Origin of the sequence: Streptococcus sanguinis, assembly GCF_020729725.1 — a bacterium.
Lineage (GTDB): Bacteria > Bacillota > Bacilli > Lactobacillales > Streptococcaceae > Streptococcus > Streptococcus sanguinis_V.
This window is the reverse complement of record NZ_JAJEPA010000005.1, coordinates 39319-55553: the sequence shown is the minus strand read 5'-3', so window position 1 is coordinate 55553 and position 16235 is coordinate 39319. Positions and strand designations below refer to the sequence as shown.

20 protein-coding genes are annotated in these 16235 nt (G+C 42.3%); all 20 read right to left on the bottom strand.

What is annotated here, in order from left to right; translation table 11 throughout:
• Window positions 1-98 precede the first annotated feature (98 nt).
• On the bottom strand, window positions 99-425 hold the full coding sequence (locus K4I03_RS00300; RefSeq protein ID WP_227963316.1) for a hypothetical protein: 327 nt from the start codon (window positions 423-425) through the stop codon (window positions 99-101).
• An 8-nt stretch (window positions 426-433) separates the two neighbouring features.
• Window positions 434-730: a hypothetical protein gene (locus K4I03_RS00295; RefSeq protein WP_002919196.1), complete on the bottom strand. Its 297-nt coding sequence runs from the start codon at window positions 728-730 to the stop codon at window positions 434-436.
• A 10-nt stretch (window positions 731-740) separates the two neighbouring features.
• Window positions 741-2084 carry a hypothetical protein gene (locus K4I03_RS00290; protein ID WP_227963315.1) on the bottom strand — a complete coding sequence of 448 codons (1344 nt, stop codon included), beginning with the start codon at window positions 2082-2084 and terminating at the stop codon, window positions 741-743.
• Window positions 2075-2704: a hypothetical protein gene (locus tag K4I03_RS00285; protein WP_223336741.1), complete on the bottom strand. Its 630-nt coding sequence runs from the start codon at window positions 2702-2704 to the stop codon at window positions 2075-2077. Before K4I03_RS00285 ends, K4I03_RS00290 begins: the two co-directional genes overlap by 10 nt.
• A 148-nt stretch (window positions 2705-2852) precedes the next feature.
• Complete coding sequence (locus tag K4I03_RS00280; protein ID WP_227963314.1) at window positions 2853-3482, bottom strand: hypothetical protein; 630 nt, start codon at window positions 3480-3482, stop codon at window positions 2853-2855.
• 157 nt (window positions 3483-3639) lie between these two features.
• Window positions 3640-4293, bottom strand: a complete 654-nt coding sequence (phoU, locus tag K4I03_RS00275) for a phosphate signaling complex protein PhoU (RefSeq protein WP_002919209.1) — start codon at window positions 4291-4293, stop codon at window positions 3640-3642.
• 14 nt (window positions 4294-4307) lie between these two features.
• A complete protein-coding gene (gene pstB, locus K4I03_RS00270; RefSeq protein ID WP_009660526.1) occupies window positions 4308-5066 on the bottom strand; it encodes a phosphate ABC transporter ATP-binding protein PstB in 759 nt (252 codons plus the stop codon).
• A gap of 75 nt (window positions 5067-5141) precedes the next feature.
• Window positions 5142-5945, bottom strand: coding sequence for a phosphate ABC transporter ATP-binding protein PstB (gene pstB, locus K4I03_RS00265; RefSeq protein ID WP_002895769.1), 804 nt, complete (start codon window positions 5943-5945; stop codon window positions 5142-5144).
• Between the two features lie 10 nt (window positions 5946-5955).
• Window positions 5956-6840 (bottom strand): phosphate ABC transporter permease PstA, encoded by an 885-nt coding sequence (gene pstA / locus K4I03_RS00260; protein WP_002895770.1) that lies wholly within the window; start codon window positions 6838-6840, stop codon window positions 5956-5958.
• Entirely contained in the window at window positions 6830-7747 is a 918-nt protein-coding gene (gene pstC / locus K4I03_RS00255) for a phosphate ABC transporter permease subunit PstC (RefSeq protein ID WP_002895771.1), read from the bottom strand. Before pstC ends, pstA begins: the two co-directional genes overlap by 11 nt.
• Window positions 7744-8625, bottom strand: coding sequence for a phosphate ABC transporter substrate-binding protein PstS family protein (locus tag K4I03_RS00250; RefSeq protein WP_227963313.1), 882 nt, complete (start codon window positions 8623-8625; stop codon window positions 7744-7746). The genes pstC and K4I03_RS00250 overlap by 4 nt, the downstream gene beginning before the upstream one ends.
• Before the next feature lie 131 nt (window positions 8626-8756).
• Window positions 8757-10061 carry an RsmF rRNA methyltransferase first C-terminal domain-containing protein gene (locus tag K4I03_RS00245; protein ID WP_227963312.1) on the bottom strand — a complete coding sequence of 435 codons (1305 nt, stop codon included), beginning with the start codon at window positions 10059-10061 and terminating at the stop codon, window positions 8757-8759.
• Window positions 10062-10832 (bottom strand): inositol monophosphatase family protein, encoded by a 771-nt coding sequence (locus K4I03_RS00240; RefSeq protein ID WP_227963311.1) that lies wholly within the window; start codon window positions 10830-10832, stop codon window positions 10062-10064.
• Complete coding sequence (locus tag K4I03_RS00235) at window positions 10822-11100, bottom strand: UPF0223 family protein (RefSeq protein WP_002897770.1); 279 nt, start codon at window positions 11098-11100, stop codon at window positions 10822-10824. The genes K4I03_RS00240 and K4I03_RS00235 overlap by 11 nt, the downstream gene beginning before the upstream one ends.
• A 2-nt stretch (window positions 11101-11102) precedes the next feature.
• Entirely contained in the window at window positions 11103-11504 is a 402-nt protein-coding gene (locus tag K4I03_RS00230; protein WP_002906786.1) for a Spx/MgsR family RNA polymerase-binding regulatory protein, read from the bottom strand.
• Between the two features lie 111 nt (window positions 11505-11615).
• Window positions 11616-12545, bottom strand: a complete 930-nt coding sequence (locus tag K4I03_RS00225; protein ID WP_295345683.1) for a bifunctional riboflavin kinase/FAD synthetase — start codon at window positions 12543-12545, stop codon at window positions 11616-11618.
• A gap of 247 nt (window positions 12546-12792) precedes the next feature.
• Entirely contained in the window at window positions 12793-13671 is an 879-nt protein-coding gene (gene truB, locus K4I03_RS00220) for a tRNA pseudouridine(55) synthase TruB (protein ID WP_227963310.1), read from the bottom strand.
• 3 nt (window positions 13672-13674) lie between these two features.
• Window positions 13675-14478: an alpha/beta fold hydrolase gene (locus K4I03_RS00215; RefSeq protein ID WP_227963309.1), complete on the bottom strand. Its 804-nt coding sequence runs from the start codon at window positions 14476-14478 to the stop codon at window positions 13675-13677.
• 30 nt (window positions 14479-14508) lie between these two features.
• Entirely contained in the window at window positions 14509-14952 is a 444-nt protein-coding gene (locus K4I03_RS00210) for a GNAT family N-acetyltransferase (protein WP_227963308.1), read from the bottom strand.
• A 9-nt stretch (window positions 14953-14961) separates the two neighbouring features.
• Window positions 14962-16233 carry a DUF2130 domain-containing protein gene (locus tag K4I03_RS00205; protein ID WP_227963307.1) on the bottom strand — a complete coding sequence of 424 codons (1272 nt, stop codon included), beginning with the start codon at window positions 16231-16233 and terminating at the stop codon, window positions 14962-14964.
• Window positions 16234-16235 lie beyond the last annotated feature (2 nt).

The window sequence follows — 16235 nt, the reverse complement described above, 5'->3', positions numbered from 1 at the left end:
GTTATTATTGTATCATATTTAAAGGATTTCAGTGCAGAATAAATGCAAACAAAAAGACAGGAAAACCTGTCCATGTGTTTTATAAAATGGAAGAAAGGTCAAGAGTTCTTCTTTTCTTTCTCAAGTTCCTCTAATTTTTTATTATAGATTCGATTTTCTTCGTGATAAGTTTTGTTTAGCCGTTCTTCATAACGCTGAATTTTTCTCTCAAAAATTTCCCTGTTTTCCTCTATTTGACTTAATTCATACGAGGGGACGGTATCAGGACTATTGCGACAACAAGATAATATCCATTCGCTCATTTGCTCTGAAACATTTTTAGCTTCTCGTCTCATGTCCTGATAATCCCATTCATACTCGCTGACTTTCTTTCGAAAAGCTATGTGATCATCATCAAGACGATTGATCTTTTTCTGAATATCCATAAAGCCTCCTATAAGATAGGGCTGGTCAAACTAGGCTTAGGAACAGCACCTAGTACCTCCTTGATGGAATCTGCTGCTCCACCGGTAAAGGCCCCGGATAAGTCGGCAGGTACTTGAGTGGATGCAAAAGTTTTCATAGCCTCAGCTTGACTATCCAACCAAGTTTGCAAAGCTTGACTTTCTTCAAGAAGGACAGCTCTTTTAGCTGAAATCAAACCTCGAATGGCAATACGTTCCTGAATCTTTAAATATTCTTTTTTTATACGTTCGGCTTCAACTCGATCTTCTGTATTTGGTTCAATCATACTCTACCTCCTAGCTTTTCTCAAAAATCTGGGCACCTTGTTGATCGATTTCTACTATCCTATCTGCAGCTTTGTTTAAATTCCCTGCAATACCAGTCATTGTAGTCATATAAGAGTTTGCTGAGGCAAGGGTAGTTGCTTCTTTTCCATCATTCCAAGCAGTTGACATGCTCAACTCAGATAATAAGCCCTCTACCTCATCAGCTGAAAGATTATGGGCTAGAGTATAGGCTGCATTGCTCAGTTCTGAGATGTGTGCTTCAACTTTCGATTTTGCACTTGCTAACTTATCTTTAATCTCTTGCTCGTAGACCTCAGCTTGAAGCTGAGCGGTTTGAGCGCTTGTGCGAACGAGTTCCTCTCTTAAACTAATTGTTATTTCGCCAGAACTAATTCTTAAAGAAGCATGCAATTCATCAATGTATTTCCTATTTATGGCGATTAAATCATGCTTAGAAGGCTCAGGAGCGAAGTCTCCGTAGTCCCTTAAATACTCAAGAACATAATTTTCAGGATTCTTTTTGGCATAGTCTAATCCAAAATTTGCGGTTGCTACATTTATTTCATACATTTTTGCTTTATGTTTTGCAATCTTTCTGACTTGCTTTTCGGTCATAGCAGTGCAGAAAAGACCATTTTTTTCATACCACTCAAAATCTAGCCTATTACCTTTAATCTTTGGTAATCCAGCATTATGATTTTTTCCCTCTACAGTATATACTTTTCCATACGGAATGATTCCTCCATGACCATCCCAACTTGTTAAATCTTTCCCTTGATCACTGTATGAATGTAAGTGTTTATTAATATATGCTAATTCTTCATCACTAATACCTCTATAATCGGCTGTATTTTTTGTCAACGAATTCCACGCACCCCAGTCCATGAAATTTGTAATCTTCTGGACTTTCATTTCCGCAGCTACTTTAGCAACTGCTGGTCCAGCTTGACTGAATCCCGACATATTACTAATATCAACTTCCTGTCCTGTTCCAGCCATTTTTTTAGCACTAGCTAATGATTGATTATAAAATTCTCGAACGTCCTTTGTCTGTTCTGTTAATTGATTTCTTGCTATTACCGCATTGAATACTGATTCTGTAACATGGTTATTATTTTCGTTATTAGGTGATTGAGTACCAGCAACAACAATAGTAGTTTGACTGAAATCTGGATTCCCTTCCTTATCAAGAGGCGCAACAGCAATAGCTTGGGTGGTTTCGTTGACTTCGTTAATCAGTTTATATTTCTTTCCGCTCTCATCAAGTGAGAACTCATTCCCATTTTTTTCTTCTTTTATTATATTAAGAACTTCAACTTGTAATTCCTGTATGCTCTCGTCTGTTAAGGCCATTCTAAAAAGTCTCCTTTCCTAATTTCTGTATTATAGACAACTTCTGCATCAGGACTACCGTTCTCGCTTTTTTTAACATCTACGAGCTGATGTTCTTGAACAAAAGCTTCTATATTCTCATCAATTTTTGGTTTAGTTGATAATTTGGCTTCCACAGGTAATTTTTTACTCTCGGAAATATCAATAAAATCGTCACCAACCTTTAATTCTATGATTTCTTCATCCCAGCCATTAAAATCAAGCCTAACATCCCAAAAACTACCATAATGACTGTAGGATTTCTCACCAATTTTTTTTCCCAAGTAGGCTTTATTGCCTTGTAAATCATAAATCACAGGAACAATATTTGCACGAAACATGCTCTGCCCATCCCCACCTTGAACAAAAATTGGCGAAAACTCAATTTTACTGACACCAGAGTAATGCTCTTTAATGTAAGTTGCCAGTTGTTCTTCCAACAAACGAAATCCTCGTTTGTAAAGTTTTACTCCTTTATCGTCTAAAACATCACTAACATTATATGGAGAGTTTTTGTGTTCAATCCACTTTGTCATACAATATACTCCTCCTGAAATTAAAACTATTAGAGCTATTCCGATTGCAAAAAATTTTTTCTTCATCAGTCTCCTCCATTTTATTAATCAAATTGCAAACAAACAAATTACTTACATACATTATATCATAATTAGTAATTTAAAGATATTTCTACCTTAATTTTAAGAAAAGTATATTTTGTTGAAAGGATTTAATACTATCACCTTGACTCCTTCAATGCCATTCCAAATGGTCTCCTTTCCTAATTTCTGTATTATAGAGAATTTCCGCTTTTTGACTACCTTTTTCACCTTTTACCACATCTTTTAGGTGACCAGCATTGACAAGCGCTTCAATATTTTCATCAATTTCTTTAACAGAATTAAGTTTTGCATTTTCAGGTAAACATTTACTATCAGATATATCAATAAATTCACTACCAACTCTTATTTCAATGATTTCTTCATCCCAGCCATTAAAATCGAGTCTAATACTACTAAAATCATCATAATGAGCAAATGTTTGATTTCCAATTTTTTTACCTAAATACGCCTTATCTCCATATTCATCATAAACTATAGGAACAATATTGGCATGAAACATATATCGTCCGTCACCTCCTCGAACTAGTATAGGTGAAAATTCTATTTTAGTGACTCCGGAATAGTGCTCTTTAATGTAAGTTGCTAGTTGTTCTTCTAACAAACGAAATCCGCGTTTGTAAAGTTTTACTCCTTTATCGTCTAAAACATCACAAACATTATAGGGTGAGTTTTGGTGTTCAATCCACTTTCTCACACCAAAGATTCCACCTGGAATGAGAAGTACCAGAACTGCCAAAGTGAAAATGATCTTTTTCTTCATAAACATTCTCCATTATGTACTCATATAAAAATATATAAACTTTAACTCTACTCTCGTAGTATAACATAGTTAGTTGTAAGTTAAAACACAAAACAGAATGCTAACCATACTTGAGATTATACAAAAAAGACACGAAACAAATCGTATCTTTTGTTCATTACAACTCAATAATTTTACCTGTTTCAAAGTAAACAACCCATTCACAGATATTCTTGGCATAATCGCCGATTCGTTCCAAGTAAGAGATAACTTGGAAGTAGTCGCGGCCAGTCACAATCAGCTCTGGATTTTGTTTGATTTCCTCAGTAGCTAGATCGCGAATATCATCAAAGTATTGATTGATTTTCTCATCTAGAGCTGCTACGGCATAAGCTTGGTCTACATTTCCATTGAGGTAGACGTTCAGAGTTTCTTCGACGAAATTCTTAACATCGCGCCCCATCTTGCTGATAGCATCCTCTACGGACTCGATGCGGACTTCTCCCTTCATCCGAACAGTGGCTTTGGCGATCGATACGGCGTGGTCACCCATGCGTTCCAAGTCACTGCTGGCTTTCAGCACGGTGATAACAGTCCGCAAGTCCTGAGAAACAGGCTGTTGTAAGGCGATGATTTCCAGAGATTTTTTCTCCAGTTTGACCTCGTAGTCATTGACTTCAGCATCGTCTTCAATGACCTGACGAGCCAGTTCACGGTCATGTGTGACAAAGGCACGAACCGTTCGGTTAATCTGCGATAGGACTTCGTTTCCCATCGCGTAGAATTGATTATGAAGTTTTTCTAAATCTTCTTCAAATTGTACTCTAAGCATAAGATTCCTTTCTGTTATCCGAATTTACCAGTAATGTAATCTTCGGTCTCTTTATGGGCTGGATTGAGGAACATCTTCTTGGTTTCATTAAATTCAATCAAGTCTCCACCAAGGAAGAAGCCTGTTTTTTCAGAAATCCGAGACGCCTGCTGCATGGAGCGAGTGACCAAAAGCATGGTATATTTGTCTTTCAAACTGTATAGAGTTTCCTCGATTTTCCCAGCTGAGATTGGATCCAAGGCTGATGTCGGCTCGTCCAAGAGAATAATCTTAGGACTAGTAGCTAGCACGCGAGCCACACAAACCCGTTGCTGCTGACCACCGGAAAGACCGATAGCGGAATCATGCAGACGGTCCTTGACCTCGTCCCAGATAGAAGCACCAATAAGGGAGCGCTCTACTGCTTCGTCCAAAACTGCCTTGTCCTTGACACCATTAATCCGAAGTCCATAGACCACATTTTCATAGATGGTCATAGGGAAAGGATTGGGCTGCTGGAAAACCATGCCGATTTCCTTGCGAAGCTCTACCGTATCTGTCCTCGGACCATAGATATTGTGACTGTTATAAATGACCGTTCCTGTAGTCGTTACTTCTGGATTCAGGTCGCCCATTCGATTGATAGCCTTGAGCAAGGTTGACTTACCTGATCCTGACGGTCCAATCAAAGCCGTAATCTCATTTGGCATGAAATCAAGTGAAACGCTATTAAGGGCTTTCTTTTTATTATAATAAACCGACAAGTCCTTGACTTGCAAAATAGGTTCTGTCATACGTTTTTCCTTCATTTTATTTTACATTCAACCAAAGACTAAGCTTGTTGAATCGTGATGAATACGGACGGCAGCTTAACCAAAGTGACCTGAAACATAGTCATTAGTGGACTGAAGCTTGGCATTTTGGAAAATATTAGCCGTCTTATCGTACTCAATCAAGTCGCCCAGATAGAAGAATCCAGTGTAGTCACTAGCACGGGCAGCCTGCTGCATATTGTGGGTCACAATGATAATGGTATAGTTATTCTTAAGTTCGAACATGGTTTCTTCCAGCTGCATTGTCGCAATCGGATCCAAGGCTGACGCTGGCTCATCCATGAGCAGAATGTTTGGCTTGACCGAGATAGCACGGGCAATGCAGAGCCGCTGCTGCTGACCGCCAGAGAGAGTCAGGGCCGACTTGTGCAAGTCATCTTTGACCTGATCCCAAAGAGCTGCTTGTTTGAGCGAAGTCTCTACAATCTCATCCAAAACCTTTCTATCTCTGACACCAGCCCGTTCATGAGCAAAGGTAATATTTCGATAGATGGACTTGGCAAAAGGATTTGGTCTCTGGAAAACCATACCGATATGCTTGCGCATTTCATAAACATTGATTTCAGGGCGATTGACATCAATCCCCTCATAGAGGATCTCTCCAGTCACATTGGCAATATCAATGGTATCGTTCATGCGATTGAGGCTGCGAAGATAGGTTGATTTACCCGATCCTGACGGGCCAATCAAAGCAGTGATTTTATTTTTTTCAAACTGCATATCAATGCCCTTGATGGATTCCTTTTTACCATAGTAAACATGCAAATCCTTGGTCGACAGGGCTACCTTTTCTTCAGGAAAAGTAATGATATGTTTTTCATTCCAATTATATTCTGTCATTTCTTCTCCTTTAAGCAGAGGTTAATTTCTTATGCAGATAGCTACCTAGTTTGCGGGCTCCCAGATTGAAAATCAAAATGAAGATCAGGAGAACCGCCGCTGAACCTGCAGAAACAGCCGTTCCATCAGGAATTGTTCCCTCACTGTTGACCTTCCAGATATGGACAGCCAAGGTCTCAGCCTGACGGAAGATAGAGATAGGACTAGTGACGCTGAAAATATTCCAGTTGGACCAGTCAAGAGCCGGCGCTGACTGACCTGCTGTATAAATCAAGGCTGCTGCCTCACCAAAGATACGACCGGAAGCTAGTACAATCCCTGTCACAATACTAGGCAAAGCTTCTGGGATGACCACATGCAGGACCGTTTCCCATCGGGAAATTCCCAAGGCCAAACCAGCTTCACGCTGGGTATGATGGACATGGCGCAGACTGTCTTCGACATTGCGAGTCATCTGTGGCAGATTAAAGACCGTCAGGGCCAAGGCACCAGAAATGATTGAGAAACCATACTCAAACTGGACAACAAAGATCAAATAACCAAAGAGTCCAACTACTACCGAAGGCAGTGAAGACAGAATTTCAATACAGGTGCGGACAAAGTTGGTTACTGGGCCTTTCTTAGCATACTCTGACAGATAAACCCCAGCCCCCATAGAAAGAGGAACAGAGATAATCAGAGTAATCACCAGCAGGAAGAAGGAATTGTATAGCTGAATCCCAATACCACCGCCAGCTTGGTAAGAAGAGGATTTCCCTGTCAAGAAAGACCAGGAAACATGCGGCAAACCTCTAACTAAGATATAGAGGATGAGAGAGGCAAGGATGGCAACAATGATACTCGCTATTGTGTAGAGAACACCAGTCGCCAATTTATCTAATTTCTTAGCGTGCATAGTTTTTCTTACCTCTTTCTTTTGTAATTAGTTTAATCACACTGTTAAAGGCCAAGCTCATCATCAAGAGCACCAGAGCCAGAGACCAGAGAACGTTATTATCCACTGTTCCCATAACGGTATTTCCGATTCCCATAGTCAGGACAGAGGTCAGTGTAGCTGCTGGTGTTGTCAGAGAGGTTGGAATCACCGCAGAGTTCCCAACGACCATCTGGATAGCTAGAGCTTCACCAAAGGCACGCGCCATTCCAAAGACCACCGCTGTAAAAATACCTGAGCGAGCAGCCTTGAGTGTCACCCGCCAAATAGTCTGCCAGCGCGTTGCGCCCATAGCCAGACTTGCTTCACGGTAGTGACGTGGCACAGCACGTAGACTGTCCGTCGTCATAAAGGTTACTGTCGGTAAAATCATAACAAAGAGCACAAAAATACCAGACAAAATTCCAAAACCAGTACCGCCAAAGACTGTACGGACAAAAGGAACCACGATTTGCAGACCGATAAATCCATAAACAACAGACGGAATACCAACTAAAAGTTCAATCGCTGGTTGCAGTATCTTTGCTCCTTTTGGAGAAACTTCTGTCATAAAGACAGCAGCACCAATCGCAAAGGGAGTTGCTATCAGGGCTGACAGAATGGTAACGATAAAGGAGCCTAAAATCATTGGCAGGGCACCGAATTCTTTACCAGAAGGATTCCAGACACCACCAAAAAGAAAATCAAAAACATTAACGCCGTTGACAAAGAAAGTAGATAGACCTTTCTGAGCAACGAAGATTAGAATCATAGCCACAATCACCACAATCAGTGACAGACAGGCAAAAGTCAGATAGCGGCCAAACTTCTCCAAGCGAGAATTCTTAGAAGGCGATAACAACTTTTTGGTTAATTCCTCATTTTTCATTTTGAATCTCCTTCTATTGCTGTGACATTCCCATCAGCATCCTTGCTGACTTTCATATCGTTGATTGAGATATAGCCCATGCTGGTAACTACACCTTTTTGAACATCATCTGACAGCATATAGTCTAGGAACTCAGCAGCCAAACCAGTCGGCTTGCCTAGTGTATACATATGCTCATAAGACCAGAGCGACCAATTATTGGTAGCAACATTTTCTGCTGTTGGCTCATAGTTATTGAGTTTCAAGTTTTTTACAGACTCATCAACATAGGCAAAGGCTAGATAAGAAATCGCGCCGGGAGTTTGCGAAACGATATTTTTGACCATACCGTTGGAATCCTGTTCCTGACTCTGCACAGCTGATTTTCCATCCATGATGACACTGTCAAAGGTTGCACGGGAACCAGAGCTAGCCGCACGATTGATAATCGAAATCTCCAAGTCCTTACCGCCCAACTCTTTCCAGTTGGTGATTTCACCAGTGAAAATTTTCTGCAGCTGCTCGGACGTTAGATTATCCACGTCAACTTCTTTATTGACAATCACAGCAATGCCGGCCACAGCGACCTTATGGTCCACCAAGTCAGACGCTTTGATCCCTTCCTTCTCTTCAGCAAAAACATCCGAGTTCCCGATTTCAACAGCTCCTGACTGCACTTGAGATAGACCTGTACCAGATCCCCCCCCTTGTACATTGACTGTTTTACCGATGTTGTTAGAGCCAAAGTCATCAGCTGCCGCTTCAACTAAAGGCTGCAAAGCAGTTGACCCTACTGCTGTCATAGATTCACCACGGTCAATCCAAGATGAGCAAGCCGATAAGGTGAGTCCTAAGCCCAGAGCCGTCAGCGCTAAAGCAAATTTTTTCAATTTGTTCAAAAGATTTCTCCTTTAATAAAATCAAGAGGATGGGAAGTATCTTTAGTACTTCTTACTTAGCAGAAAGAAGCTTTTTTCCAATACATTCACATCTTCAACTATATCATATAATACCAGCTTTTCCTAATTTTTTATCTAAATCTCAGGCCTTTTGGGAAATAATTTTTCAGGGTTTTTCCAGTGACTTTTGCAAAGCCCAGACCGTTCCCGCCAAGGACTAGTTCGTACCAGCCGTTTAGCTTCGGCTCTGCCAGTTCAATCGTCTCACCTGCCGCATATTTCTTGAAGTCCTGATTACTGATTTCAACTCGATTCAGAACTTCGCTGGGCTTCATAGCCAAGCCTAGGGCAAAGCTAGGCTCAAAGCGATTCTTCTTAAACGTTCCTAGATGCAAACCGTTACGAGCAATCTTTAGCTTGGACAGGTCTGGCAGGCCAGAAGGCAACAAATAAAGATTGTCCCCAAAGGTCTGCAGATCTCCAGTCAAGATTGTTTTTAAATGCTTGCTCTCAAAGTCCTGCCAGAGTTTTCTTTGCTCGCTCGTCAAACGATTCTTACTTGATTTAATCTTCTTGCAGCTATTCTCACCAGTAAAGCGAAAGTGAGCTGCAAACTGACCTTCACCTTTGAAGCGATGCGGATACATACGAGCTGTCTCAGGAAAGCCAATTCCTTCAGTCATCCCGTTTATCTTAGAAATATCAATCAGTTCAAGTGGAAATTCTTCCAGTAACCAAGCAACGATGTCTTCATTTTCTTCAGGAGCCCAAGTACAGGTCGAATAAACCAGACGACCGTCCTTGGCAAGCATGCTCATAGCAGCTGTTAAAATTTCTCGCTGGAGCTGGGCGCATTGGGCTGGGTAATCCAGCGTCCAATACTGGGTAGCATCTGGCTGCTTACGAAACATACCCTCGCCTGAGCAAGGTGCATCTAAAACAATCAAGTCAAAATATCCGCTGAAAACCTGAGCCAACCGCTCAGCTGATTCATTGGTAACAAGAACATTTCTGGCACCAAAGCGCTCAATGTTCTCCACTAAGATTTTAGAGCGTTTACTATTGATTTCATTGGAAACCAGTAAGCCAGTATTATCTAAAAAAGATAAAAGATGGGTGGACTTGCCACCTGGAGCCGCCGCCAAATCTAGGACCTTCATACCCTTAGATGGTGCTGCTATCTGAGCCACCATCTGAGCTGCTGGCTCCTGCGAATAAACCAGACCAGTCACATGCTCAGCAGACTTGCCAGACACCTTGCCATAAAAGCCCCAGTCTGTCTGAGGAATGGCATCTGAGAAATTCTGCTGGCCTTCTTTTAAAGGATTACTACGAAAGGCCGAAATCGGCTCATCATCAAAGGTCGCAAAAAAATCCGCCGCTTCAGCGCCTAAAATCTGCTCATATTTTTCTTTAAAACCTTTAGGAAAGTCCATCTACTGCTTCCCCTTTTCTAAATAAGGCTTCAGATCTGATAGTTTGCACTTAGGCGCCATCATGACAGGCTGCCGAGTCTGAAAATTTAGCTGACTGCCATCCAAGGTCTGAACGATAAAGCCTAGCTTCTCCGCCATTATCGAAGCCGCCGCATAATCCCAAGGCCAGTTGTAGGAAAAATAAGCCAAGAGCCCACCAGACAACACCTTGCTGAAGCTAATACCTGCACTGCCATAGACCCGAACCCCTAAACACTCCCGAGCCAAGTCTGCCAAGCCCCAATCATTGGCTTGCAGCATACCGGCATTGGAAGCCATGAGAAAATCTTGAAAGAGCCGGTCCTCAAAAGCAGGAAGTTTCCGATCATTACAATAGACGTCAAAGTCTCCGCCACCATGATAGAGCTGGTCTCTAGTCACATCATAAATCAAGCCAAAACGACCAATGCCCTTTTCAAAATAGGCAATCATGACTGCAAAATCAGCCTTCTGAGTGATAAAGTTGGTGGTTCCGTCAATCGGATCAATCACCCAGACATTGCCATCAGCAATATTATGTCGGAGTCCATTTTCCTCCGCTAAAATAGCATCTTGTGGATAGCGGGCTAGAATCTTAGCCACCAAATCATCCTGAACCTTCCGGTCCATCTGGGTGACCAAGTCAGTGGCACTGGTCTTTTGACTCACATCCAAATCATCATAGAGATGTTCCCTCAAAAAAGCACCAGCTTGGTAGATGATTTCTTTAGCAAAATGAAATTTATTTTCCAAGAGAAATGCTTCCTTTACCTTTACTTTTTGCCTCTTGAACAGCACGATAAAGCGAATAACCGCTGACATTTTCAAACTCACGGCCGATTCGCTTCTCTTGGCCCTTGCTAGGAACAACTTGCTTGAAAGCCGCATAGGACTTCAAGAGCTTTTCCGCTTGGACTTTCTGCTCATAAGCTGCTTCTACATCATTAAAAAAAGAGAGCACCGAAGCAAGCTCTTCAGTGCTCCACGATAAATCTAGTGGGTAACTATAATTTTTGTTCATCTTTACTGAATATCTGCCCGCATGGTTGCGGATCTTAACTCTTCCTTACGATAACTACGAGGCAGGAAAGCACGAATTTCATCCTCGTTAAAGCCGATTTGCATCCGTTTGCCGTCTAAAATAATTGGGCGTCGCAAAAGACTGGGATTTTCCTCAATCAACTGAATCAAGGTTGAAATGGACAAATCCTCCACATCCAAATCTAATTTCTGAAAAATTTTTGAGCGAGTTGAAATAATGTCGTCTGTACCGTTCTCTGTCAAAGAAAGAATGTGTTGCAATTCGGGAGCTGACAGAGGGCTCGTCATGATATTATGTTCCTGAAAGGGCACTTCATGATTTAGCAGCCAAGCACGCGCCTTACGGCAAGAAGTACAACTCGGCGATAAAAATAATGTAATCATGCGTTTCTCTTCTAATTCTGTATAATAACTACCTCTATTATACTAAATTTTATTTGGCTTGACTATATTTTTTTGAAAATTACTGCCGAATGTCATGAAAATATAAATTTTTCAACTATTTCGATAACCAGTCCAACTTCTAGCGATTCGTTCATCACTCTGCAGCTGAGCAACCAAACTGTCAATACCTTCAAACTTAACCATCTCGCGAATCTTATCCAGCCAGAAAATCCGAATGGTATCGCCATAGATATCCTGAGAAAAATCAAAGATATTGACCTCAAAACGGAGTTCATCACCGTCAAAAGTTACATTTTTCCCAACACTAGCCATACCACGATAGCGCTGACCATTGTGCTCAACATCCGCGACATAGACGCCATCTCCTGGGAGATGGACTCGATCCAAAGGAGCTAGATTGGCTGTTGGATAGCCAATCGTCCGTCCTCTGGCATTGCCATGAACCACAATGCCACGCGTAGATAGAGGATAGCCTAGTAATTCTTGAGTTTTTAGCATATCTCCGGCAGCAATCGTCTCTCGAATCCGAGTGGAAGAAATCTTCCGATTATCCAGATTAACCGAGGGAACGATAACAATCTTGCCATTAAAATAATCTCTCAGCTCATGTGACTCTTTGCGGTCTGAGCCAAAATGATAGTCAAAGCCAGCTACCACGGCTTTGGCACGCAGACGAGATACATACTTCTCAAAAAAGTCCCGAGCTGTATTGCCCGCAAAATGGCTAGTAAAATCAATCAGGTAAAGATAGTCAACACCCAGACTTTCCAGCTGCGCCATCCGGTCTTCAGGACTAGCCAGATGCAGCATGAGTTCAGGCTGATAGCGGACAAAGGCCAGTTTAGGAGACTCTGGGAAGGTCATCACGGCAATCTTGAGACCTTGCTCCGCAGCAATCTCTCTCGCTTTCTCAAAGAGTGCCTGATGGCCCTTATGCAGCCCATCGAAATAGCCTAGAACAAGGACCGTATCTTCTGTCTGATCAATCCCTTTTTCATCTATAATTCTCTTGGTTATCATCATTCCTCTATTTTACTACGCATTTGCTATTTTTACAATATCCGTTCCGTGCTAAACTGCAAAATATTCAAAAAGATTTGACTGCTCTAGTCAGGGCGTTTGTCAAAATCGAAAAAAAGCAAAACAAAAGGACAGCAGTTGTGCAGTTGCTGTCCTTTTGTGAGGTTTAATGAAATTATTATAACATGCAAGCGCACATTTCATATTACAAAAGAGTAACAATCTTTTGACAATTCTACTGCGGATATTAAAGGAAGACCTTGCGGGGCTTGTAGGCGGCTTCCCGCTTTTCCAAAATGGCTACTAACTTCTCCTTATAAAAGCCAGCTAGCTCCGCTTCTTCTGACATCAAGCTGATAAAACGGCCGTTTCTCACATCCTCAACCTGCTCGTCTGAGAGCTCAACTTTCAGTAGATCTCCGATTCCTAATTCGAGTGGTTGGAGGAAGGAGAAATCATCTACTGCTACTCGCTCTGCTATTTCATCCAAGGTTAGGGCATCATCTAAGCTCATACCTGCTGAGGAAGTCCGTGTCAGCTGGGACATGTGACTGGCAAAGCCAAGCTTGGCTCCCAAATCAACAGACAGAGTTCGGACATAGGTCCCCTTGCTGCACTTGACTCGAAAACGAAAGCGTGCTTGTTCACCTTCATAGGAAATCGGACTGGTGCGCTCGAAACTATAGATGGTCACCTGCCGCTCTGGCCGCTCCACTTCTTGACCCGCTCTTGCATACTCATAAAGCTTGCGGCCATTGACCTTAACTGCAGAGTACATGGGCGGAATCTGGCGAATCTCACCAGTCATGGACTCCATCGCCTCATCGATAAGGGCTTCTTCTAGAAGCTCTGTCACCGGCGTCCGCTCTAGGATGTCACCGCTGGCATCCTCTGTCGTTGTTGAGCAACCCAGAGTAATCTCCCCCTCGTAAACCTTGCCTTCCTCCTGCATGAACTCAACCAAGCGTGTCGCCTTGCCCACAGCAATGGGAAGCACCCCTACCACATCTGGATCTAAGGTGCCCCCATGACCGATTTTCTTGGTTTTTAAAATCTTGCGCAGCTTAAATACCGCATCATGCGAGGTCATGCCCGCTTCTTTTCTTAGGTTGATAATTCCGTTCATTGATTAACTTTCTAAAAATACTAAAACTCTCTTTTGGAAATCCTTATGCTGTTCATAGAGTGCATGGCCACAGTCTAGCAAAATAGTGAGCTGGCTATCTTTGATATGTTGACGCAATTCGAGCGAAGCTTCTACACCTAGAACGTCATCTTCTTCTGCTCCGATGACTAGCGTAGGACAATTGATCTTTTCTAAAATTGCCAGACTATCATGTCTTAAGCAAGATATGGCCTGAATAGCAATCCGCTGTTTATCTTTAATGCGACCAAAGATTCCCATTATTCGATAAAGGTATTTAAACTTTCCAAAGGATTTTGGCGTATAAGAGTGACTTGCAATATCCAACATCAGTTCCTTATAGGCTCCCGTCTGACTAAACTCAAACCAACGAGTAATCCGCTCCCTACCAAGATTATTCAGTTTCGCAGTAGTAACTGTCAAAATCAATTTTTCAACTCTTTCCGGGAAATCTGCTGCCAACCACTGAGCAATCATACCGCCTTGAGAAATTCCTAGGACAGCTACCGTTTTCAGACCTAAAACCTTCATAGCTTCAGCTATATCAGTCGCCATATCTTGTGTTGTATAATTCTCTGGCAACTCATTGATTCTGCTAAAAACATAGACCTGGTAAGCTGTTGCGAAGCCCCTATAAGCTAGGGCAAGCATTTGCGCCATTCCCTTAACAGTCGCCAAACCATCTCCTAGACCTGGAATGATGAGCAGTGGCTTATTCCCTTTTCCAAAGGTCACATAATCCATGCTCTTATCATTAAAATATAAGGTTTTCCCTTTTGTTGAAGACATTACTTCGTTTCCCTTACTATTTTACCACGATTATTCATGTTTACTTTTTAAATGCAGAGCAAAGCCGGCAGTCACTTTTTCAAATCCAACCGCCTGATAAAACTGATGTGCAGCATTTCGTTCAGCAGTTAATCCACTATTTAGAGCCAGTGCCTTAACTCCTTCTTTTACCGCTTGCTTTTTCAATTCATCAATTAGCCTACTAGCAATTCCTTGTCGTCTTGCTTCTTTTGCAACTGACAAAGCCAAAATACGATAGTAAGATCCATCTGCTTCAAAAAAGAAGAGCTTTGCATAACCCAAGAAACCTAAAATTTCTCCGTTTCTTTCAGCTAGAAGACAGCCATAATGCGGCTGAGAAAGAATCGTTTCTAAACGTCGAGCCAGCTTAGAAGCGGTCGTTGGATAGCCCAAGTCTTCGTATAGAGACAGTATGGCTTCAGCATCTTTCATGGTTGCTTTTCGTATCTGCATAGGATCCTCCTAGTCTCCTTTCAAAGCTTCAAACTTAGCTTTCATGGTAGGATTTTTGCGTGTCAGTTTTTTGACAGAGACGTCGTCCAGCTTGTTATTAGCCAAACGCAGCTGGTTTTCAGAGGTCGTCAGGAATTTCTTAATTTCTTCCATCCGGCGGATAGCTTTGTCAATCTCTTCGATGGCCTTGCCAAAGTTGGTCGAAGCAGACTGATAGTTCTTGGCAAAAGCTACTTTAAAGGCATCCAAATCCTCCTCAAAATGCGTAATATCAATGTTCTGCTCCCGCACCAAGGCCAGTTCCTGCTTGTACTGAAGCGAGTTGAGCGCAGCATTACGCAAGAGTGTAATCATGGGGAGGAAGAACTGTGGTCGGATAACATACATCTTCTCATAGGCATAGGACACATCGACAATACCCGAATTGTAGAGCTCGCTGTCAGCCTCCAGAAGTGTCACAAGAATAGCATACTCACAGCCTTTCTCCCGCCGATCCTTATCCAACTCTTTGAAGAAATGCTCGTTTTTCTTCTTGGTCGCTGTCTCATCGCCTTCATTTTTCATCTCAAACATGATGGAGAGGATTTCTACACCATTTTCATCCACCTCACGGTAAATGTAGTCGCCCTTGCTGCCTGTTCTGGCATCATTGTCCTTGCCAAACTCAGCTCGTGGGAACATCCCCATACGGTTCTTGTTAAACTCGTACTCGCAGTGCTGTTCCAAACTCTCACCAATCATCTTAGTGGACTGCTTGGCTTTAAAATCCTTGTAGAACTCTATTGTCTCATCTTTCTGCCGCAGCTCTACCTCATAGCGCTCTTTGAGCGAGGTCTGAGCCAGCGCTGCTTCCTTTTCTTGCAAAACTAGCTGATTCTTAACCTCGTCTCGCTCTTTTTCCAGCGCAGATAAGGTCTTTTGCAGTTGATTTTCATGCTCCAAGCGCAGAGTTGTCAGCTGACTTTCCAATTGCTGAACTTCTTTTTCCTTCTCCTGCAATTGAAGACTAGCTGCTTGCTCTGCCTCTTTCTTAGCCAACTCCTGCTGGGTCTCAAACTGAGCAATTTGACTTTGAAGATTGCTAATTTCCTGCTCTTTCTGCGATAGCAGAGCTTGTTGGGCATTCTGGGATTTTTGCTCTGCTAAAGCCAGTTCCTGCTCAATCCGAGCATGAATTTCCTTGTCAAACTCTGCAGTCCGAACCTGCGACAAAAGCTCACTGTACTGGCTCTCATTAACAGTAAAAACCTCCCCGCAGTTGGGGCATTTGATTTCATTCATGG

Excerpts from the sequence above, each read along its gene's own strand:
- K4I03_RS00300 (WP_227963316.1), bottom strand. The coding sequence starts at position 425 with ATGGATATTCAGAAAAAGATCAATCGTCTTGATGATGATCACATAGCT.
- K4I03_RS00295 (WP_002919196.1), bottom strand. The coding sequence starts at position 730 with ATGATTGAACCAAATACAGAAGATCGAGTTGAAGCCGAACGTATAAAA.
- K4I03_RS00290 (WP_227963315.1), bottom strand. The coding sequence starts at position 2,084 with ATGGCCTTAACAGACGAGAGCATACAGGAATTACAAGTTGAAGTTCTT.
- K4I03_RS00285 (WP_223336741.1), bottom strand. The coding sequence starts at position 2,704 with ATGAAGAAAAAATTTTTTGCAATCGGAATAGCTCTAATAGTTTTAATT.
- K4I03_RS00280 (WP_227963314.1), bottom strand. The coding sequence starts at position 3,482 with ATGAAGAAAAAGATCATTTTCACTTTGGCAGTTCTGGTACTTCTCATT.
- phoU (WP_002919209.1), bottom strand. The coding sequence starts at position 4,293 with ATGCTTAGAGTACAATTTGAAGAAGATTTAGAAAAACTTCATAATCAA.
- pstB (WP_009660526.1), bottom strand. The coding sequence starts at position 5,066 with ATGACAGAACCTATTTTGCAAGTCAAGGACTTGTCGGTTTATTATAAT.
- pstB (WP_002895769.1), bottom strand. The coding sequence starts at position 5,945 with ATGACAGAATATAATTGGAATGAAAAACATATCATTACTTTTCCTGAA.
- pstA (WP_002895770.1), bottom strand. The coding sequence starts at position 6,840 with ATGCACGCTAAGAAATTAGATAAATTGGCGACTGGTGTTCTCTACACA.
- pstC (WP_002895771.1), bottom strand. The coding sequence starts at position 7,747 with ATGAAAAATGAGGAATTAACCAAAAAGTTGTTATCGCCTTCTAAGAAT.
- K4I03_RS00245 (WP_227963312.1), bottom strand. The coding sequence starts at position 10,061 with ATGGACTTTCCTAAAGGTTTTAAAGAAAAATATGAGCAGATTTTAGGC.
- K4I03_RS00235 (WP_002897770.1), bottom strand. The coding sequence starts at position 11,100 with ATGAACAAAAATTATAGTTACCCACTAGATTTATCGTGGAGCACTGAA.
- K4I03_RS00230 (WP_002906786.1), bottom strand. The coding sequence starts at position 11,504 with ATGATTACATTATTTTTATCGCCGAGTTGTACTTCTTGCCGTAAGGCG.
- K4I03_RS00225 (WP_295345683.1), bottom strand. The coding sequence starts at position 12,545 with ATGATAACCAAGAGAATTATAGATGAAAAAGGGATTGATCAGACAGAA.
- truB (WP_227963310.1), bottom strand. The coding sequence starts at position 13,671 with ATGAACGGAATTATCAACCTAAGAAAAGAAGCGGGCATGACCTCGCAT.
- K4I03_RS00215 (WP_227963309.1), bottom strand. The coding sequence starts at position 14,478 with ATGTCTTCAACAAAAGGGAAAACCTTATATTTTAATGATAAGAGCATG.
- K4I03_RS00210 (WP_227963308.1), bottom strand. The coding sequence starts at position 14,952 with ATGCAGATACGAAAAGCAACCATGAAAGATGCTGAAGCCATACTGTCT.
- K4I03_RS00205 (WP_227963307.1), bottom strand. The coding sequence starts at position 16,233 with ATGAATGAAATCAAATGCCCCAACTGCGGGGAGGTTTTTACTGTTAAT.